The organism is Clostridium fungisolvens (assembly GCF_014193895.1).
GTDB classification, from domain to species: Bacteria; Bacillota; Clostridia; order Clostridiales; family Clostridiaceae; genus Clostridium_AR; species Clostridium_AR fungisolvens.
In genome coordinates this window covers 4,196,192-4,216,305 of record NZ_BLZR01000001.1, presented here as the reverse complement: position 1 = coordinate 4,216,305, position 20,114 = coordinate 4,196,192, and the positions used below count along the sequence as shown (strand labels likewise).

The 20,114-nt window shown below is 31.5% G+C and carries 16 protein-coding genes and 1 riboswitch; of the genes, 8 read left to right on the top strand and 8 right to left on the bottom strand.

Annotated elements, in window-relative coordinates; genetic code table 11:
• Position 1 precedes the first annotated feature (1 nt).
• From cbiG to bsdtw1_RS18605, 6 genes are all read left to right on the top strand, one after another.
• Positions 2-1,063, top strand: a complete 1,062-nt coding sequence (cbiG, locus tag bsdtw1_RS18630; RefSeq protein ID WP_183279028.1) for a cobalt-precorrin 5A hydrolase — start codon at positions 2-4, stop codon at positions 1,061-1,063.
• A complete protein-coding gene (gene cobJ / locus bsdtw1_RS18625) occupies positions 1,063-1,779 on the top strand; it encodes a precorrin-3B C(17)-methyltransferase (protein WP_183279027.1) in 717 nt (238 codons plus the stop codon). Before cbiG ends, cobJ begins: the two co-directional genes overlap by 1 nt.
• On the top strand, positions 1,776-2,546 hold the full coding sequence (locus bsdtw1_RS18620) for a cobalt-precorrin-6A reductase (protein ID WP_183279026.1): 771 nt from the start codon (positions 1,776-1,778) through the stop codon (positions 2,544-2,546). Before cobJ ends, bsdtw1_RS18620 begins: the two co-directional genes overlap by 4 nt.
• 621 nt (positions 2,547-3,167) lie before the next feature.
• Positions 3,168-4,058: an IS1/IS1595 family N-terminal zinc-binding domain-containing protein gene (locus bsdtw1_RS18615; protein WP_183279025.1), complete on the top strand. Its 891-nt coding sequence runs from the start codon at positions 3,168-3,170 to the stop codon at positions 4,056-4,058.
• A 643-nt stretch (positions 4,059-4,701) separates the two neighbouring features.
• Positions 4,702-4,929: a small acid-soluble spore protein Tlp gene (tlp, locus tag bsdtw1_RS18610; protein ID WP_183279024.1), complete on the top strand. Its 228-nt coding sequence runs from the start codon at positions 4,702-4,704 to the stop codon at positions 4,927-4,929.
• A gap of 454 nt (positions 4,930-5,383) precedes the next feature.
• Positions 5,384-7,267 (top strand): beta-glucoside-specific PTS transporter subunit IIABC, encoded by a 1,884-nt coding sequence (locus bsdtw1_RS18605; protein ID WP_183279023.1) that lies wholly within the window; start codon positions 5,384-5,386, stop codon positions 7,265-7,267.
• A 141-nt stretch (positions 7,268-7,408) separates the two neighbouring features.
• Here bsdtw1_RS18605 and bsdtw1_RS18600 read toward each other — a convergent pair whose 3' ends face one another.
• From bsdtw1_RS18600 to bsdtw1_RS18575, 6 genes are all read right to left on the bottom strand, one after another.
• Complete coding sequence (locus bsdtw1_RS18600; RefSeq protein WP_183279022.1) at positions 7,409-8,275, bottom strand: SDR family oxidoreductase; 867 nt, start codon at positions 8,273-8,275, stop codon at positions 7,409-7,411.
• An 84-nt stretch (positions 8,276-8,359) separates the two neighbouring features.
• Positions 8,360-9,502, bottom strand: a complete 1,143-nt coding sequence (locus bsdtw1_RS18595; RefSeq protein ID WP_183279021.1) for a Ger(x)C family spore germination protein — start codon at positions 9,500-9,502, stop codon at positions 8,360-8,362.
• Positions 9,502-10,599 carry a GerAB/ArcD/ProY family transporter gene (locus bsdtw1_RS18590; RefSeq protein ID WP_183279020.1) on the bottom strand — a complete coding sequence of 366 codons (1,098 nt, stop codon included), beginning with the start codon at positions 10,597-10,599 and terminating at the stop codon, positions 9,502-9,504. The genes bsdtw1_RS18595 and bsdtw1_RS18590 overlap by 1 nt, the downstream gene beginning before the upstream one ends.
• A 25-nt stretch (positions 10,600-10,624) precedes the next feature.
• Positions 10,625-11,956: a spore germination protein gene (locus bsdtw1_RS18585; protein WP_183279019.1), complete on the bottom strand. Its 1,332-nt coding sequence runs from the start codon at positions 11,954-11,956 to the stop codon at positions 10,625-10,627.
• A gap of 560 nt (positions 11,957-12,516) precedes the next feature.
• Positions 12,517-15,642, bottom strand: coding sequence for an MMPL family transporter (locus tag bsdtw1_RS18580; protein ID WP_183279018.1), 3,126 nt, complete (start codon positions 15,640-15,642; stop codon positions 12,517-12,519).
• Between the two features lie 174 nt (positions 15,643-15,816).
• Entirely contained in the window at positions 15,817-16,491 is a 675-nt protein-coding gene (locus bsdtw1_RS18575; RefSeq protein WP_183279017.1) for a TetR/AcrR family transcriptional regulator, read from the bottom strand.
• 543 nt (positions 16,492-17,034) lie between these two features.
• Here bsdtw1_RS18575 and gpmA point away from each other — a divergent pair.
• Complete coding sequence (gene gpmA / locus bsdtw1_RS18570; protein WP_183279016.1) at positions 17,035-17,796, top strand: 2,3-diphosphoglycerate-dependent phosphoglycerate mutase; 762 nt, start codon at positions 17,035-17,037, stop codon at positions 17,794-17,796.
• A 44-nt stretch (positions 17,797-17,840) separates the two neighbouring features.
• Here the strand turns inward: gpmA and bsdtw1_RS18565 are convergent, their stop codons facing one another.
• Positions 17,841-18,077, bottom strand: coding sequence for a zinc ribbon domain-containing protein (locus bsdtw1_RS18565; protein ID WP_183279015.1), 237 nt, complete (start codon positions 18,075-18,077; stop codon positions 17,841-17,843).
• Positions 18,078-18,097: 20 nt separating this feature from the next.
• Positions 18,098-18,685, bottom strand: coding sequence for a TetR/AcrR family transcriptional regulator (locus bsdtw1_RS18560; protein WP_183279014.1), 588 nt, complete (start codon positions 18,683-18,685; stop codon positions 18,098-18,100).
• Positions 18,686-18,844: 159 nt separating this feature from the next.
• Positions 18,845-18,950, top strand: a riboswitch (SAM riboswitch).
• A gap of 274 nt (positions 18,951-19,224) precedes the next feature.
• Between bsdtw1_RS18560 and bsdtw1_RS18555 the strand changes: the two genes are divergently transcribed.
• Entirely contained in the window at positions 19,225-20,064 is an 840-nt protein-coding gene (locus bsdtw1_RS18555; RefSeq protein WP_183279013.1) for an epoxyqueuosine reductase, read from the top strand.
• Positions 20,065-20,114 lie beyond the last annotated feature (50 nt).

The window sequence follows — 20,114 nt, the reverse complement described above, 5'->3', positions numbered from 1 at the left end:
GATGAAGATAGCAGCAATTTGCATTAATAGCCAAGGAGAAAAACTCTATAGAAATATAAATAAATATATTCCGATAGATTTGTTTAATAAAAATGATAATGGAGTCTTTAGCATAGGAGAAGTAGTTGGTGAAATCTTTAAGCAGCAAAAATATGATGCTTTGATTTTTTTTACTTCTACAGGAATTGCAGTAAGGGCAATTGCTCCTTATATAAAATCAAAGGATAAGGATCCAGCAGTATTGGTTATTGATGTGTTAGGTAAGTATGTAATAAGTCTTCTAAGTGGGCATTTAGGGGGAGCAAACGAACTGACTATTGAAATATCAAAGCTAATAAAAGCTGAGCCTATAATAACAACAGCTACTGATAATATGGGCCTTATCGCTCCAGATATGATAGCTAAAAATAATAACTTGGTAATAGATGATTTAAAAAAGGCTAAAGAGATAGCAGCACTTTTAGTTGCAGGAGAAAAAGTAGTTTTTGTTGATGAAGAGAAAAAAATATCTACACCAAAGGGGTATATTGACGGAGATTATGATATGCAAAGCTGTAACGCTGAAAAGGTAGAAAAAACATGTTATCATAATAATCTAAATAGTAATAAGACTAATGAAAAATCAGGGGCAGTTGTAGTTACTAATAAAGATAAATATTTAAATGAAGATAAAACCTTATGCCTTATAAGAAAAAATATTATTTTAGGTATAGGTTGCAGAAAAGACTATTCAGTTGATAAGATGAGAGAAATTGTTATAGGAAAGCTTAAGGAATTTGGGTTTCATAAAAGTGCTGTGAAAACTGTGGCTACAGTTGAAGTGAAAAAGAATGAAGAGGCTATAAAAAGACTTTCAGAGTACTTAGATGCTGATTTTAAGATAGCATCAATAAAAGAAATCGAGAAGATACAGCATAGATACAAAGGTAGTGACTTTGTAGAAAAGACAATAGGTGTTAGAGCAGTTTGTGAACCTTCTGTAGAACTTTTTGGAGGTACACTTATAACAGAAAAACTAAGTATTGACGGAATGACTTTATGTATAGGAGTGGAGGAAATATAATGGGAAAATTATATGTTATTGGAATAGGCCCTGGCGGTATTGAACATATGTCAATAAGAGCTAAGGAAGCAATAGAGGAAAGTGAAATAATAGTTGGATATACAAGATACATAGAATTTATCAAACCCATATTAGATGGGAAGAAGATATTCTCAACAGGTATGATGGGTGAAGAAGAAAGATGTAAAGAAGCATTAAGATTATGTAAAGATAGTACTGTTGCAGTAATTAGCACTGGAGATTCGGGCATATATGGTATGGCTGGTTTAATTCTTGAGCTTAGAAAAGATGAAGAAGTTGAAGTTATTCCAGGGATAACTGCTTCATCAGCAGCTGGTTCCATAGTTGGTGCACCTCTTATGCATGATTCATGCAATATCAGTTTAAGCGATCTTATGACTCCGTATGAACTTATTAAGAAAAGAGTAAGGCTAGCTGCAGAAGGAGATTTTGTTATATCTCTATATAATCCTAGAAGCAAAGGTAGATCAGAATATCTAAAAGAAAATTTAGATTCGATAAGAGAATATAGAACAGGAGATACTCCTGTGGCACTTGTTAAGAATGCCTTGAGGGATGGACAAGAAGTTACTATATCAACTTTAGATACTTTTGATTATGAAAAGGCAGATATGCTTTCAATAGTTATTATAGGAAACAGCCAAAGCTATATTAAGGATGGCTACTTTGTAACTCCTAGAGGATATAAGTTATGATAACTTTAATACTAGGAACCTCTGAAGGGAAGAAGATTCTTTCTCTACTTAATGAATTTACAGAGGATATAGCTGTTTCCACAGCTACTAATTATGGTGGAGAGTTATTAAAGGATTATAGATATAAGATATTAAATACTAAACCTTTAGATGCTGAAGCTTTGAAGCAATTCTTAATTGATAATAAATCTACTATACTTGTAGATGCATCTCATCCATATGCTCAGGTGGTAACAGAAAATGCTATCAAGGTTTGCAAAGAGCTTAAAATAGAATATATAAGATATGAGAGACCATCGATTGTAGAAAACTACAAAGAAGATATAATAAGCGTTGGGAGCTACGATGAACTTTACAAGAAGCTACTTGATGTTAAGGGTGCCATACTAAATACAACTGGGAGTAATAACATTGGAAAGTTAATGGATATGAACCTTGATAATAGGATCATACATAGAGTTCTTCCATCAACTAAGGTAATGGAAAAATGCTATGAACTTGGTGTGAAAACAGAAGATGTAATTGCTATAAAAGGTCCAATAAGCTATCAGCTAAATCTTGCCTTTATAGATGAATATAATGCAAAGGCAATAGTTTTAAAAGATAGCGGAGTAGAAGGTGGAACTGAAGAGAAGATTAAAGCTGCAATTGATAGAAAGCTTAAGATATTTGTGATTGAAAGAACTAATCCTGTATATACAAATTCTTTTTGTGAAGTTGAAAAATTAGTTAAATATATAAAATTGTTTCGATTAGGCACAAAGTAATACAGTTATAGATACTGGTATAGATGTACCACTTCGAACCGAAATCTATCTTTAAAACTCTCACGGTTTCTGGTGAGAGAATTTAAAAATATAAAATCAATAATAAAAGCTACAGTAAAAGATTTTAGAATTTTGAGTGAAGATATAGATTTTCAAGATATAGTATTTAAGGTTATTAAGAACAACTACGATGAGTTGATTAAATAAATGGCTAACAACTTAATTTCAACAAAGTACTCTAATAGAATACAATAAATATAAATTAATTAATTTATTTATTATGATATTTAGGACTATTACTCGATGGAAGTTATACCATCTTGTAATAGTTTTTTTGTATATACATAAGTTCTATTTAATTTGCTTCATCAATGTATCATCTAAAGTATCATTACTTTAATATTTTTATGAGTAAAACTTATTCTACTGAAATAATCTCTTACACTTATGTTCAGAAAATGCTGCTATTCAAAAAAACTTAATGAAGAAGGAAGCTTCAATAAGTTTTTCTAGCATAAAACTATTTATCAAATAAATGTTGGTAATGATTAGAAAGCTCAATATGTGGCAAGCATTAAGAGGATAGCTTAATTATTAGATTTTCTTAGAGAGGTGTTCCTTTTGCTACAGCACGATGTTGAATTGAAAAGATTTGATCTGCATACTAACAAGGTTCTAAAAAGAGATTTTTATAAAGATAGAGTTGTAACTGCGTGTCCACTTTGTGGATCAACTTGGCATATTAAATATGGCTTTTATAATGGAATTCAAAGATATAAATGCAAAGTGTGTGAAAAAACTTTTTCGCGTACAACTAATTCACTATGGAATTATTCAAAAAAGAATACTAGAACCTGGCTGGAGTTTACTGAATTAATGACGGAAAATAAAACTTTGAAGTTTTGCGCAGAAAAGCTAAACATCAGTATTGGCACAGCTTTTTATTGGAGACACAAAATACTTAAGGCGTTGAGCATAGACTCAATTCCAGATAGTCTATCAGGAGTTGTACATATAGGAAAAGTTATTGTAAAAGAGAATTTTAAAGGGTGCAGAGATGCAGAAATACTAGCCGAAGCAACTCCAAGAGAGAACATTTGGGTTATTGGTGCAAAAGGACAAGAAGACACTATGTTTATAAAACCAATATTTAAGCATCACTGGAATAAGGTGGCTTTCAATGAAAAGGTTTATTTTAAAATAGAAAAAAACTCATATATTGCTGCATACGGAGACAGCAATATAAACTCAGTGGCGATGAGACATAATAAAAGTAAATATATTAAGGTTGAGAAAGAGTATAGAATAAAATATCTTTGGCCCAATTTAAAAAAATGGCTATCAATCTTTCATGGTGTGGCCTCAAAGTATCTGAAAAGGTACCTTAGTTTTTTCATAATCATGAACTTGGATAAGGGGCTCGATTACATGGACTTGATATATGATAGATTATTTGAAGGAAATAGATTTATAAAAACTGATGAAATACGAGTTATGAATTCACTTTTTTAAAGAAATTATAAGCTAGTATACCTCTGAATAATTCATTAGATGTAAATTGAAAATTTAGCTGTTTGTTGGATTGCAATTTAACATAATTAGAAATAAAATTTTGCTATTAATGAAGTTTGCGAAATATTAACAATATTGTAAGATGATAGATATATTCTGAAGTAATTGCAAAGAGATACAGTTCTATTGGAAAACTGCTTTAATGCTATACTTGATTGGGAAAGAAAGCCCTAGAAATATAAGCTTAATAAGGTTGTCTATCTGTATACAAATATTTAACAACATTTAATTAATAAACAACTATATAAAGAAAAAATATACTATAAGTATAGAGCTTGCGATAATAGTAGTGTAGTTATTGCAAAAATGTACTATTATGAAAATAGTAAAAAGAAGGATAAAGTTTAATAAAAAACTAAGTTTTGATATATAAAGTACTTAATAAAAATAATACTTTTTAACTGTGATTATGCTTTTCCTAGAATTGCACATTTGATAATTGCACATTTGATAATTGCAGAGTTAATTTGTATGTATTAGTGATGAAATTATAACTATATACTGAAACTATTCTCACGTATAATAAACATGCTCCAACACATAATAAAGTAGAAATATTATTAAGTGAAGGAGATGTTTGAACATGAAAGTTAACCCAGATGATAGAAGAGATAACGTGAATAAAATCCAACAACATATTAACGATACTTTAGACAATATCCATAAAGCTAATGATATGATTGAAATAACAGATGATGAAAAAACTAAGCAAGATCTAAAGGCTAAGAATGAAAGAAGAGAAGAAGCGCTAAATTCTTTCAGAAATGAAATTAGAGATGAAGCTTTAGATAAAGAAAAAGGATACAAGTAAAGATTAAACTAATGAGCGCTGCCAGTGTTCTGGTGGTGCTCATACTTATTTAAGATGATAAGACTTATAGTGTTAAGTTAAGGTTTTTATAAAAAAGTTATAAAAAACTTATTGACAAGCTTAATAAAACAAGTTATTATAAGTACATAGATTAAACGCTTACATATTGATGTATGGGATTGTAACTAATTCGATTAGGCAAGACCCTGGCTGATAAAAGAGACAAGTATAACTCTTTTTATTGGTTAGGGTCTTTTATGTTTAAATCGAGCTCATCTATAGTAGTGTTTAATTAATAAAGTTAATATTTATTGGATCGTAACCGGTTAAGCGGGCGAGACCAAATTAGTGAGTATAGAGTAAATCGTACTGCCTATTTGGTCTCGTCTTTTTTGTCCAACATAAAAGTAAAAAAATACAATAAATTCAAAATTATATAAAAGGAGAGTTATATATGAAGTACGAAGCTTTAGCAAAAAACATTATAAAAAATGTCGGCGGAAAAGAAAATGTTAACAGTTTAACTCACTGTGTTACACGTCTACGTTTCAAATTAAAAGATGAAAGTAAAGCGAACACAGAAGTCTTAAAGAAGATGGATGGTGTTGTAACCGTAATCAAGAGTGGTGGGCAATATCAGGTTGTTATAGGAAACCATGTTCCAGACGTATATGCAGATGTAGTGGCTATTGGTGGTTTTTCAGCTTCTTCTGAAGATAGCGGACAAGAAAAGATGAGTCCATTTAATAAATTCATCGATATCATATCAGGGGTATTCACTCCAACACTAGGTGTTTTATGCGCAACTGGTATGATAAAAGGATTTAATGCCTTATTCGTAGCTTTAGGTTTATTAAGTGCTACTTCAGGAACATATTCAATACTAAACGGAATAGGAGATTGTTTATTCTACTTCTTCCCAATATTCCTTGGTTATACAGCTTCTCAAAAGTTTAAAGGTAATCACTTTATAGGTATGGCAATAGGTGCATCACTAGTTTATCCTAAGATTGCGGCATTAACTGCAGCTAAACCATTATATACAGTATTTGGTGGCACAGTACTTGCATCAAATGTAAACTTAACTTTCTTAGGTATTCCAGTAATACTTATGGATTATTCATCAACAGTTATTCCTATTATATTAGCAGCTTTCGTTGGTGCTAAGATAGAGAAAGCATTTAAAAAAGTAATTCCAGATGTAGTTAAGACATTCTTAGTTCCATTCTGTACACTATTAGTTATAGTACCACTTACATTTATAGTTATTGGACCAGTTGCAACATGGGCAGGTAAGCTTCTTGGAGCAGCAACATTAGCAATTTACAACTTAAGTCCTATTATAGCAGGTGTATTTATAGGTGCGTTCTGGCAAGTATTCGTTATATTCGGATTACATTGGGGACTTGTTCCTATAGCAATTAACAACATGGCTGTACTTAAGCATGACCCAGTACTTGCAACTACATTTGCTGCATCATTTGCTCAAACAGGTGTAGTATTAGCTATATTACTTAAGACTAAGAACAGTAAACTAAGATCAATTGCAATACCAGCAGTAATTTCAGGTATCTTTGGTGTTACAGAGCCAGCTATATACGGTGTAACTTTACCTAAAAAGAAACCATTTATACTAAGCTGTATAGCTGCTGCTATCGGTGGTGGTATACTTGGATTTGCAGGAAGTAACCTATATATAATGGGTGGTATGGGTGTATTCGGAATACCAAGTTTTATAGGACCAAATGGAATGGATAAGGGATTCTATGGAGCAGTAATTGCAATGGCAGTAGGTTTCGTAATAGGCTTTACATTAATGATGCTTACTGGATTTGAAGATGATATAGAAGAAACAACTACTAATAACGTAAAAATAGAAGTAAAAGCAGAAACTTTAGTTAGTCCAATAAAAGGGGAAGTTAGACCTTTAGCAGTTATCAAAGATGAAGCTTTTTCATCAGGAGCTTTAGGAAAAGGAATTGCAATAGAACCATCAGAAGGAAAAGTAGTAGCACCAGTAGATGGAGTTTTAACAACATTATTCCCAACAGGACATGCTTTAGGAATCACAAGTGACAATGGAGCTGAAATACTAATCCATATAGGTATGGATACAGTAGAATTAGGTGGAAAGCATTTTACTACAAAAGCAAAACAAGGTGACCGTGTAAAAGCTGGTCAAGTATTAGTAGAGTTTGATATTAAAGCTATTAAAGAAGCAGGTTATACATTAACAACTCCCGTAATAGTTACTAATTCAGATAATTATGCAGATGTTGTTGAGACAGATAAGAAGTCTATAGCTCTTAATGAAGAACTATTAACAGTTCTAGCTTAAGACTAAAAAATATATTATTTAATTCCCTAAATTACCTACAAAAATACCAATTACTCTTAGAAAAACGTTTATGAATAAGTCCACATCAAAAAGAATCTCTGAGAAATCAGAGATTCTTTTGCTTAGCAAATATTTGTAGTTTTAAGAATACACATGAATAGTTTGACCTGTCATATAACTAGATTCATCAGAGGCTAAATAGACATAGGCTGGAGCTATTTCATAAGGTTGGGCAGATCTTCCCATGGGAGTTTCAGATCCCCATGAAGCAGTTGCTTCTGCTGTAAAAGCAGCTGGAATTAATGGTGTCCAAACCTCACCTGGAGCAACGCTATTAACACGTATACCTCTTCGAATTAAGTTTTTTGCTAAAGACTGAGTAAAGGATGTAATTGCACCTTTTGATGCTTCATAATCTATAGCTATTCCATAAGGAATAAATGAGGCTATTGAAGAGGTATTAATGATGCAACTGCCTGGCTTCATATGAGGAAGCACTGCTTTAGAGAAATAAAAGTACGAAAACACATTTACATGAAAAAGCCATTCTAGTTCACTATCGGTAATGTCTTCAAAATTGTAATGAGGATAGATGACACCAGCATTGTTTACCAATATATCTATCTTGTTAAAGTGCTCTAGCACCATTTGTACAGCAATTTTGCAATTCTTTTCTTTAGAAATATCAATTGCAATGGCTATGCATTTTCTGCCTAACTGTTCTATCATCTCTTTTGTTTCTTTTGCATCTATATGTTCGTTTAAGTAAACTATAGCAATATCTGCTCCTTCTTTTGCAAAGGCTAAGGCTACTGATCTGCCTATACCACTGTCTCCACCAGTTATTAATGCCACCTTGTCTAAAAGCTTTTTTTCTCTTAGTACACAATCAGGTGGGGGCTGGAATTCTGGTCTTGGATTCATTACAAATTCAATTCCAGGTTGCTGTGGTTGATGTTGTGGCGGAAAAGAAGTTGGTAAATCACAAGGGTTATTAGGTGACTTCATACAATGCTCCTATGGATAGTAAGTATTTATTATATGTATATTATTTATATACTCTAAATAGTAACTATTTCTAAGTGCAATTTGCTATTTTGTAATACCAGTTGATTTCAATTTAATATCAACCTTCACATTGAATTGTAGGCTATGATAAAGCTTTTGCCAATCCTCCCATTCGTTGCTATTGTATGCATTTAAATGTCTTGCTCGATAATGCAATCCTAAACCCAGTGGATCAACCTCATTACTTTGAATTTTTTCTAACAAGGCTTGAATTCTTTCTTGTAAAAATAGCTCAGCTTCTTCTTCACATCTTTTAATATTATTTGCTTTTAAGTTTCCTATGATTTCTTCTATAGAGCCTGTAGCAGTTAGTTTTAGGTTAATATTAGTTATATCTTTATTATTTGTTTCAAACTTATATTTACATTTACAATCATTTATATCAAAAACAAAATTAGATTGTGGATAATTTACATGGAAATTAACTCTAGTATGTGAGGATGCAATTAAATTATATAATTTTGTTTCTTCAGGATTTAGAATTAATTTGATTTTTAAAGAATTCTTTTTTTCAAAAAGAGCAAGTTGATTTATGGTATAGCTATTAGTCCTGTTTTTGATATCGCCATCCTTATTACTTTTATCTGACTCAATAATTGGTAGTATTGGATCTAATCCTAGTTCTGTACGACGTCTTTCTAAATCAAATAAATACTGTGTGGTAATGTAATTTGTTACTGTACCTGATCTATCTAAAGATAAAATTAAAGCATTAGAGGGTACGCGTTCAAAATAAATCTTTTCTCCTATGGTTGCATTTGCACTAGGGCTACCTATACCAACCAAGGTACTCTTTGGTACATCTCTTCTTCGCACAAGCCAATCTATAGGAATTCTCATATCAGCCGAAGCAAGTTTTTTGTCAAAGAGGATTACTTTTAAGTGGCTAAAATCTAATTCTTTATCTACTTTTGACTTGATAAGACCTACTGCTTGTGAAATATTGTCTGCTTCTTGAGTGAACATTATAAAGTTAGATTCACCTCTTTTAGGCTCAGTGTTTGGGACTGCTAACTTTAATGTTACTAAATATGAGTTAGCAGATTTTTCTGATTGATCAATTCCCATGCTAACTACAAAAAATCTTTTATCTATATCTTTAAATGCACATCCAGTTATAATTAAGTTTATGTAAAAAATTAAAATTAGTAATTTATATTTTCGCATCAAATTCGCCCCTTTTTATGAGCATTATATGTCACAAAAACTAAAAACATAACAAGGAAAAATTCCATGAACAATCGAAGTGAAAGCCAAAGTTTAACCACAAGTTCACTCTTTATTTGTGGCACAAAGTGTTTGTAGAAAAAAGGGATAACAGCAAAAACACATAATATAAAGAGGTTTGCTAATTTAGTGTTTTTTAATTTGAGCTGATTTTTAAATAATTGCTTAAATATATCTAAGGAAACATGCCAATGAATAATTATATTTACCAATGAAGTTACAAGGTAAATTAATAAGTAAATAAATAAAGTACGTTCAATTATACCAGTTTTAATAAGCATGCAATCTGCAGAGGTAATCCAGGGAAAGTTATAGTTATCAACATTTTGTGTTCCAAGAAAGCCAAGAGGAATCAGAAAAGCAAATGACATCAAAAGGAACTCTGTTATTGGAAATATCCAAAGAAGCTTAAGTGGATATGTACCTTTATAATATTTATTAAAAACAACCATGTCAGTATAGCCAGTGAAGCTATAAGTTGTTACTGCAAAAACTGATAACTTTGGTAAGGTAAATAGATTTGAAACGGTTTCAACACAGGCATCAAAACAGAAAAAAGGATCTGTAACTCCTTTTACATATATAAATATAATTGTAGGACTTATAAAGAGCATAAATATCTCTAATACATAAAGTAATGTTGTACCCTTCATTCTGATGGCATAAATAATTAGAAACACATAAAGTAATAATAACAAATATGTTGATGTATGAGGATCCATAAAGGTATTTGTCATATCTAAAGTAGAAGATAGCATCAACAAGCCTGAAATATACCAAGCTGGACCAAATAATAGCATAATGGTTATTTGAACCCAACGAGGGCACGTTATTTCTAGGATTTCAGATAAAGTTTTATTGGGAAATCTAATAAGTGTCTTCAAAAAAATGTACATCATAATAGTGCCAAAAGGAAGAGACAGAAAAATAGATAGTAAGCCTCCCTCATTCACGGCTGGTAGAATAATCTCAGGAAGAAATATAATTATATTAGTAAATGAATTAATTAAAACAATATAAAAAAAGTATCGTTTCATGAAATTACCTCTTAGCTTTTAAGAATTATTTTGTAGTTTTTTTTGAAAACAGCTGTAAGTAAGGTCGTCCGAAACTTCTTATGTTTGCTATATATAAGGTTACCGCAATTATACCAACGATTATGCCGTTCAATCCAAAAAATATGGATAGTATTAACAATGGATATTTAATAATTCTTATAGAATAGTTGAAGGAATTAATTGGTATAAGAAAAGTAGATATTGCAACTGCGGATACAATAATAACCATTATATTGCTAATTAAACCTGCTTCAGAGGCTGCCTGACCAATTATTAATCCACCAACTGTTGTTGCCGCTGGCCCTACTACTTTAGGAAGTCTTGAACTAGATTCGGATAGTATTTCAGTCATTAATAACATTGAAATAACCTCTACAAATGATGGATAAGGAACACTAACCCTGTTACCAGCAATAGAAAGTGCCAATTGGAATTTAAAAAGTTCAGGATTATATGAGGTCATCCCTACGTAGAAACCTGGTAATATGATTGCTATAAATAATCCTAGGTATCTTAATGTTAAAAGAGCTTTACTTATAGCAGGTAATTGATATACGTCTTCCATTGATGACATAAAATCAAAAAATACTGATGGTAGAATCATAGCAAAAGAAGAACCTTCAATAATTATCGATATTTTACCTTCATTAAGGGTACTAATTATCCTATCTGGTCTATCAGTCAGTAGTACAATTGGAAATATTGATGAATTATGCTTCATCAAATATTTATGTAACTGTTGTACTGATTCAGTATATTTATTAGATAGTTTTTGAAGACAAGTTTTCAACTCTTCCAAGGCTTCGGTATTTACTATACTGTTGTTGTATATAATTGCACCTAGAGTATTTAAGGTCCCAAATTGTCTTAACTCAATTTTTAAATCTTTTGTTGGGTAGCGTTGTCTTATAATATTTAAATTTGTATCTAAATTTTCCCTAAGAGCATCCTTAGGTCCTTGAACAACAGTTTCAATTTGAGATTCTGCTATAGAACTTTCTAGAAAGTTCTTTGCATCAAAAAGTAAAACTGCATTTTCTAGAAATACAGCTACTGATCCCTGAAGTAGCTTATCTAATATAAGTTGCCTATCAGTTGATTCTAAACTTTTAGGAAATGAAATAAGATAGTTTCTATATTCCAGAAGATCTTTGCTTCTAAAAAATGATGTTATTATATTTTGCTGGATGACAAGCCTGTCACAAATGCTAGTAATGTACAGAAAATCAGCCTTTATTTCATTGAATTCTAAATGACGGAACTCTATATCAAAAGAATTTTGCAATGTATCTTTTAGCCAATCTGCTATTTTTAAAGTTTCTTCTTGGTTCAACATTGCTTTATCCTCCGTTATGTTTAGTAAAATTTGTACATATAGTTTTACCTCAGCAAGATTATTTTATACTTGTAGGGAGAGTGTGGCTAATGTGAAATATATAGATTGAAGGCGTTGAAAATAATGTATTACAAAGAATAAAAAAATGAAAATTCTTTAGAATTCGTATTTACAGCATAATTAGTTACTTTAAAATGTGCTATTCATCTGAACATACATACTATTTCAATCCTTAAACTCGAAATAATGCTTTTGGTGATTCTACTAAGCATTATTTTGATAGATTTCAATATGAAGTAGTATGTCTTATATATCCACAAAGTAAATAATAAAATCCACAGACTTGCAAGTAAACAAATGCAAATCTGTGGATTTTTTTATTCTTTAGAAAATTATATGTAAATTATATCTGTGGATAATTATGCGAACACACTTAATATATAGTATAAGTTAAATAATAAAAAAGAAGAATATGCCGCCTATAAGATTCTTCACATACGTTCAGAAAAGGCAGATGCACAAAAAAACACTGAAGAAAGTCGCTTCAGTGTTTTTTTATATTATGCTATATATTCGTTATCTATTGAATCGCTATTAAAGCTTGTTTCAGATGATTTTGTAGTTATCTTTTCCTGTATTGATATTAGAGCAGGAATAACTACCGGAAGTAATACAACGCTTAGTAGGAACAATCCAGTAACTACGCAAATAGCTAGTTCCATAAGAACATGTATATTTGATGGATATAATGTAGCGAAGGTACCTGCAAGGATTATTGCTGCAGACATTACAACACCTCCTACATTTTTAGCGGCAAGGATTATTGCTTCCTTTGGATCTGTATTTGGATATTCTTTAAAACGTGTCATAAGGAATATACTATAGTCAACTCCTAGGGCAGCGATTACTACAAAGGAGAAGAATGGTACGTTCCAAGACATTCCGTCTACGTTACTAAATAACTTTGATGTTAAGAATGCTGTTACTGAAATTGCTGTATAGTAAGCTGCAACAAGGGAACCAACTATATATACAGGTATCCAGAAGGATCTTATTACTATAACTAGTAGTACAAATATAGCACCAAGCACTATTATTTGGGTAAGAGTTATATCATGGGTTGCTATACTATTTAGATCATTAGTAGTTGCTGTTGGACCAGCTACCCCAAACTTAGCATCTGTAAGCTTTGAGCCTTTTAACTCATTCTTTACCAATTCATTTATTTCATCAATTGTTTTAATAGATTCTTTTGCATATGGATCTGAATCAAGATTTATAGTAAGTTTAGTTATTTTTCTATCGCTAGACATATAAGCATCAAACATTTTTGTAAGGTCTGATTTTTCAAAAGCTTCCTTAGGGATAAAGAAACTCTTTGTTCCGTTTGTCAATTGTGTTAAGAAATCATTAGTTTTATTTATACCATCATATATTGAGCCTAAACCATCACTGCTCTTACCTATACCATCTTTTAACTGGGTTAAACCGCCAGTTAATTTGTTTAAACCTTCATATAATTTATCTTGGCCATCTTTTATCTTCCCAGCACCATCTTGTAATTTTGCCATGTTATCAATTATAGTCTTTTGACCAGCATTACCTTTTCTTAAACCATCTGCTAGTCCAGCTTCACCTTGTTCTAATTGAGTTATTCCTTGAACTAATTGTGAATTTGCCCCTGTGCTAGCTATGATTTGATTTAAGCCTTGATTTAGAGCTGCTAATCCAGTAGTTAGTTGATTATAGGTTCCGTTAAATTCAGATACTTTTCCTGAAAGCCCATCTAAAGTAGCTGAAAGAGTAGCAAGTGTGCCTCTAAGGGTAGAGATATCAGGATCATTAGCAGGAACCTTTGTTGCAAGTGAATCTACTGAAGCGTTCATTGCTGTAATAAATTGTTTAAGCGATGATATTTGAGTCGGTAGAGCATTATAAAATTGTCCGATACCAGCATATCCTTGTTGAATTGTAGCAAGGTTATCATGTATAGTTTGAAGTCCTCCATTTATCTGAGCAACTCCACCTTTAAGTCCTGAAATACCTGCAGTAAGTTTATCGGCACCATTAGCCCCTTGATCTATACCGTCGATTATCTTTTTAAGACCATCTGTAACTGCACCCATACCGTTTTGGATTGCACCTGTACCAGTTGAAAGTTCTTTAACACTTGAAAAATCAGGAGTGGTAAGACTACTGTCTATTTTTTTCAATCCATCATTTATTTGGCCTACACCACTATTAGCAGAGCCTAGCCCGTTTACTACAGTCTTTGTTTGAGAGTTTGTATAGAAGTTCTCTATAGCATCTCCCTTTGGTTGAGTAACACTTGAAACCTGCTCGATACCCTTTAAGTTCTTAAGTTTTTCTGTTAGAGAATCTATAACTGCTAAGTCTTCATTGTTATCCATAGCATCTTTGTTTTCGATAACTACAGTAGTAGGCATTGCTTTACCTCTGCCCATCTTGTCTGCAATTAGATTGAAGCCTTTAACAGAAGGAGTATCAGCACTTAGATCTTTAAGACTATCAAAGGATAGCTTTGTACTATTAAATGCTATTACTGGAGTTATTATAGCAGCCACCAGTATTATAGATATAGCAGGATGTTTAACTGAAGCTGAAGTAACCTTTTCCCAAAGCTTGTTCTCTTTATGACCTGAAACATTATGTGAAGGCCAGAATAGCTTTCTAGCAAGTAGCTTCATAAGCAGTGGAGTTAAAGTCACAAGTTCAATTAATAGAACTGCTATACCAATAGCTACAGCATTAGCTGAACGGTATATTGGGAAGCTAACAAAAGTTAAACTAGCAAATGCCATGAATACTGTAAGTCCACTATATATAACTGTTTTTCCAGCAGTTTTATAAGTTGTAACTATAGCATCATCTATTGATAGACCATGTCCTAATTCTTCTTTGAATCTATTAAATAGTAATATATTATAATCCGTACCTATTCCAAACAACACAAGAATTACGAACATTTGTGTTAAGCTTGTTATAGGAAAGTTGAAAGCATTGATTAATATTCCTATTATACCCATAGAACAAAGATAGGAAACACCAACTGCAAGTAAGGATACAAAAGGAGTGATTATTGAACGGAACATTATCATTAGTACTACTAATATAAAACCTACAGTAATGAAGGCACTTTTATCTACCCCTTTATTAGTAGCAGCTAAGTAATCATTATTTATAGCTAGTTCACCAGTTATATAGTGAGTTGTCTTAACATCTTTCAAAGCATCTGTAAAGCCACTTATTATGGTTTCACTATCTCTAGTACCTTTTTCATAGGTAACTTGAGCTATTAGAGTAGTGCCATCTTTAGAAATCATTTGATCCTTAGCTTCAGGAGTCCCGAAAGGATCCATTATGCCGTTTATTTTTAGTGAATCTTTCTTATCGTTAAGGCTTTGTATACCTTTTTCGATATCCTTCATTTCGTCATCAGTTAGTTTATTTGGATCAGTAAACACAAATATAGCTGTGTCACCTCTTGAAGTTCCCATTTTGTTTATCATCTCTGATGCTTGCTTTGATGGCGAATCATCACTTATTGAAGCTTGACCCTTTTGATTTAATATCTGCTTTAGGTTAGGTTGATTTATGGTAAATAAAACTGTTGCAATTATCCATAGAGCTAACAAAACCCATCGAAATTTTAGCATCTTTCTCATGTATTTATCTCCTTTATTCTTTCATGTATTATTGATATTTTAGGTAAAATTATTAAAACTGAATTTATTTAGTGTTTAGAATTTGTAGTGGACTAATAATGCTTTAGATTTTATCGGGTCTATAGATTTTAAAATTATCAATTAATATACTGGGATAAAAGATCTTGGATATTGTTAGCATTGGATTGATATATTCTTAAGAACGTCCTCTATCCCTTGTTTTACATTTTTATCATCATAAGTGATTCCTAAGGCTTGAAGGTTATAAATTGTGAGTGCATAGGCATAGTTTGTTAAGCTATTAGGAGCATCACTCTGAAGCCATTCCATAATTACGTTATAGAGTGTACCAATGAAGGCTAAAGAACATATCTTAACATCAGGGGTTTTAAGAATTCCTGCTTGCTTCATTTGTTCGAAATAATTTGAAGTATAGCTGACATACTTCTGGGTTATCTCATATCGCCTCTTTTCAAACCTAGGGTTTAGACCAACTGCTTCAATAAGCAGAATTCTTGCTAGAGGCTTATTTAACTCAATTACCTTTAGAAAGAAAGCTATAGCCTTACTAAAACCTAAATCAATCTCTTTGTTTATATTATCTAAAGAATTAATTAAAGCATTAAAAAACTCTTCAGATACATCATCATAAAGTGTGTCAAACAAGTCTTCTTTGTTTTTGAAATAGAAATAAAAGGTTCCTACTGATATATCTGCAGCTTCAACTACATCTTTAACTGTAGTTCCATGATAGCCATTTACTGAGAAAACTTTTATTGCAGTTTCAAGAATATGTTTCTTTTTTAAGTCTTTTCTTTCTTGTGTTTCCTTTGAACTTTTGTAAACCATGATATTACCTCGCTTCAAGCATAGAATGACGCTTCATTTTATGCTTATTATAATTCTAAATGATCTTAAATGTCAATGCTGTGAAAATGTTTACTTAAAGCAGCAGTAAAATAATTTAATTTTAATATAAGACTTAAAGCTATATTTGATATTATAAACCTAGTCTATACCAGTATGAGTTTAACGTTTTTGGATTAAGAAGATATATTTGTAATTTATCTAGCGTTCTATACAAAAAAAGTACATTGAAAAGGTAACAGACGAGAAGGCCGTAAAAGAAACATGTCATATAAACTTTAAGGTGAAAATTACATTAAAGGCATAGAAAAATTTTAATAAATAGTGGAATTTCGAAAAGAAAGGTGTATAATAGAAGTATGAAATGATAATAATTATCAATTAACTAAAATTGTAGTTTATTAACATAGAGTATAGAAAATGTCTGAAGAAATTAATAATAAATTAAATCATTATTTATAGAATTTTATATATTGAAATAAATAATAATATAGAATATCTGAACCTATGAGAGGAGTGGAAATTATGAAGAAATTAGTTTTAATAAGACATGGAGAAAGTCTTTGGAATTTAGAGAATAAATTTACTGGGTGGACAGATGTAGATTTATCAGAGAACGGGCTTATTGAGGCAAGAAAAGCAGGTAAAATACTTAAGGAGAACGGATTTACTTTTGATGTTGCATATACTTCAGTATTAAAGAGAGCTGTAAGAACCTTGTGGATAATACTTCACGAAATGGATCTAATGTGGATACCTATCCATAATTCTTGGAAGCTTAACGAAAGACACTACGGTGCGCTTCAAGGGTTAAATAAACAAGAAACTGCTGAAAAGTATGGAGAAGAGCAGGTTCATAAATGGAGAAGATTTGTTGATGTTAGACCACCAGAACTTAGTAAAGATGATCCAAGATATCCTGGTCATGAGATAAAATATAAAGGATTGTCAGAAGAGCAATTACCACTAACAGAGAACTTAGCTGACACTGAAAAGAGAGTGTTACAGGACTGGTTTCAGGAAATTGTTCCTGCTTTAAAAGAAGATAAGAAGGTTATAATAGCTGCTCATGGTAATACTTTAAGAGCTTTGGTTAAATATTTAGATAATATATCTAGTGACGGTATAGCAAGTCTTAACATACCAACAGGAACACCTTTGGTATATGAACTTAATGACGATCTAACTCCAATTAGACATTACTATCTATCATTAGACGGAAAGCTTCCAGAAATGGCAATTCCTAAAGATATTAATGAAAGCAAACAATTAGTAGGAAAAGTATAAGATAATAAGGCTTTTGCATAATTAAATGCAAAAGCCTTATTACTTTATTTTTGCCAAGCTGGAAGCTTAGCCATCATTGATTTTGCAACTTCATTAGCAACATTAGTGTCTAATCCCTGAGTTTTGATTATGAAGTTAGTTAATGAACTAAGTTTTTCCTCATAAGATTGCATTGCTCCATCAGGACGTGCACAATATTTACAATAATCCTTTCGTTCATCTTTACTAGCGAAATCTTCGACTGTTTCCATAGGCATTCCACATGCGATACAAGTTTTCATTTAATAACTACCTCCTAAAATTATATTTTTATCAAGTTAATGTAATGATGTAATAATTGTGTTCCATAGTTTTTTAGTACAGACTTATTGGGTGAGAAAAGGTCACCATTGGTTAAATAGTAGTGTAGTAATCCAACCCAAGTGTTATAAAGTAAATCAATAGAAAGAGGACGTATGTTTCCAAGAGATATTTCTCTTTCAGCAGCTAAACTAATGTGATGAGAAATAGTTGAGTTGATGCTAATATACACATTACGAACTTCTACAGGTAAAAGTCTTCTTTCGATTATCAGTCTAGTATAAAAAGCTTCAAACTCTGATAACGCAGTTATATGTGCTTTTAATAAATCCTCTAAAGTGCTTTCTTCACTGACCAACTCATGTAGACGAGTTGCAATCTTATTGCCAAATTCATTGATAACAGCTATAAGTAGCTCTTCTTGAGTAGGAAAGTGGGAAAACACAGTGCCGTGAGACACTTTAGCAGCCTTTGCAATATCTATGGTCCTTGTTGATAAAATACCATTTAAGCTAAACTGCTCCATTGCTATTTCTATTAACTTGCTTCTAGTTTCTCTTTTTTGAATTTGTCTTTTATTTTCTGTCATAGTACCACCTTAATTTGATGAGCATAAACTCATTGAGTTACAACTCAATAATAATCTTGTATATAAGTATTGTCAATATGTTTTCATAATAAATTTAGATTATTTTCTTATTGACACAATATAGAAAATATTATATAAATAAAATAATAATTTAATAAAGTCTTATTAAGAGTGGTGGAGGGACTGGCCCTTTGAAACCCAGCAACCAGTATGTTTCATTTGCATACATGGTGCTAAATCCTGCAGCAATGCTGAAAGATAAGGAACGTGTTATAAAAATCTCTTTCAGTGAAGAGATTTTTTTGTTTTTTAGGAGTTATAATTTTTTTTAATCTTTACGATAAGTTTTTTTTAAGGAGGGAAGATTTTTAACGATGATTTACAATTTTATAAAGTCAATTACAGATAACTAAAGGAACTGATTTTGTTTGAAATAAATAATGGTATTTATATATATCCTTGCAATGATTTAACCTTAGAGAACCAGTGTATGCAAATTTTAAAGTTAATTAGTCATAAATAAAGAATGAGGAGTTTTTATGTCTGATATAAATGGAAGTAATAAATTAAAACAAGATATTATAAATAAAGCTAAGGAAATGGGGGCAAATATTATAGGCTTTGCTTCAGTGGATAGATGGGATGAATTTAAAGAAACATCGCCAGAGTATTTTCCGCAAAATATATGGCCTGAAACGAAGTCAATAATTGTTTTAGGAATACAAATATTTTTGCCAATGCTTGAAACTACACCTTCTATAGTTTACTCGGAATTATATAATACAACTAATAGATTATTAGATGAAACAGCCTATAAGCTAGCGAATTATTTAAATACATTAGGGCATAGAGCCTTTTATTTTCCAAGAGATGGGTATGGAGACATATCTATATTGGTGAAGAAACCAGCGGCTGCCTTTTCACATGTATTGGCAGGAAAGTATGCAGGACTTGGAACTATAGGTTATAACCATACTTTATTAACTAAAGAATTTGGACCTAGAGTTAGATTGGTATCTGTTTTAACTGATGCTGTAATAGAGCCGGATGAACTTTTAAATAAGGATCTTTGTATTAAATGTGAAATGTGTAAGAGATGCTGTCCAGCTAGTGTTTATACTACTACAGAAACACTTATAGCAAATATGGACAAGAAAAAATGTGCGGAATACCATTCAAAGCTTAAGGATGCCTATGCGTATCCCTGCGGTGTATGTATAAAAGTATGTCCTATAGGTGAGGACAGGAAAATATATGGAAACAATGCTAAAAAGTATTTGAATGAAAAACAGGCACTAGCAACTTGTGAAGGAATTGAAGAATATGCAGGATGGATTCATGCTAGAAATCATGGTTCAAAGGAAGTTAAATCTGAATAAAGTTTGGTTATTTTAATTTCAACGAACTCAGAAAAATATAAAGATTAAGA

Excerpts from the sequence above, each read along its gene's own strand:
- cbiG (WP_183279028.1), top strand. The coding sequence starts at position 2 with ATGAAGATAGCAGCAATTTGCATTAATAGCCAAGGAGAAAAACTCTAT.
- cobJ (WP_183279027.1), top strand. The coding sequence starts at position 1,063 with ATGGGAAAATTATATGTTATTGGAATAGGCCCTGGCGGTATTGAACAT.
- bsdtw1_RS18620 (WP_183279026.1), top strand. The coding sequence starts at position 1,776 with ATGATAACTTTAATACTAGGAACCTCTGAAGGGAAGAAGATTCTTTCT.
- tlp (WP_183279024.1), top strand. The coding sequence starts at position 4,702 with ATGAAAGTTAACCCAGATGATAGAAGAGATAACGTGAATAAAATCCAA.
- bsdtw1_RS18605 (WP_183279023.1), top strand. The coding sequence starts at position 5,384 with ATGAAGTACGAAGCTTTAGCAAAAAACATTATAAAAAATGTCGGCGGA.
- bsdtw1_RS18600 (WP_183279022.1), bottom strand. The coding sequence starts at position 8,275 with ATGAAGTCACCTAATAACCCTTGTGATTTACCAACTTCTTTTCCGCCA.
- bsdtw1_RS18595 (WP_183279021.1), bottom strand. The coding sequence starts at position 9,502 with ATGCGAAAATATAAATTACTAATTTTAATTTTTTACATAAACTTAATT.
- bsdtw1_RS18590 (WP_183279020.1), bottom strand. The coding sequence starts at position 10,599 with ATGAAACGATACTTTTTTTATATTGTTTTAATTAATTCATTTACTAAT.
- bsdtw1_RS18585 (WP_183279019.1), bottom strand. The coding sequence starts at position 11,956 with ATGTTGAACCAAGAAGAAACTTTAAAAATAGCAGATTGGCTAAAAGAT.
- bsdtw1_RS18580 (WP_183279018.1), bottom strand. The coding sequence starts at position 15,642 with ATGAGAAAGATGCTAAAATTTCGATGGGTTTTGTTAGCTCTATGGATA.
- bsdtw1_RS18575 (WP_183279017.1), bottom strand. The coding sequence starts at position 16,491 with ATGGTTTACAAAAGTTCAAAGGAAACACAAGAAAGAAAAGACTTAAAA.
- gpmA (WP_183279016.1), top strand. The coding sequence starts at position 17,035 with ATGAAGAAATTAGTTTTAATAAGACATGGAGAAAGTCTTTGGAATTTA.
- bsdtw1_RS18565 (WP_183279015.1), bottom strand. The coding sequence starts at position 18,077 with ATGAAAACTTGTATCGCATGTGGAATGCCTATGGAAACAGTCGAAGAT.
- bsdtw1_RS18560 (WP_183279014.1), bottom strand. The coding sequence starts at position 18,685 with ATGACAGAAAATAAAAGACAAATTCAAAAAAGAGAAACTAGAAGCAAG.
- bsdtw1_RS18555 (WP_183279013.1), top strand. The coding sequence starts at position 19,225 with ATGTCTGATATAAATGGAAGTAATAAATTAAAACAAGATATTATAAAT.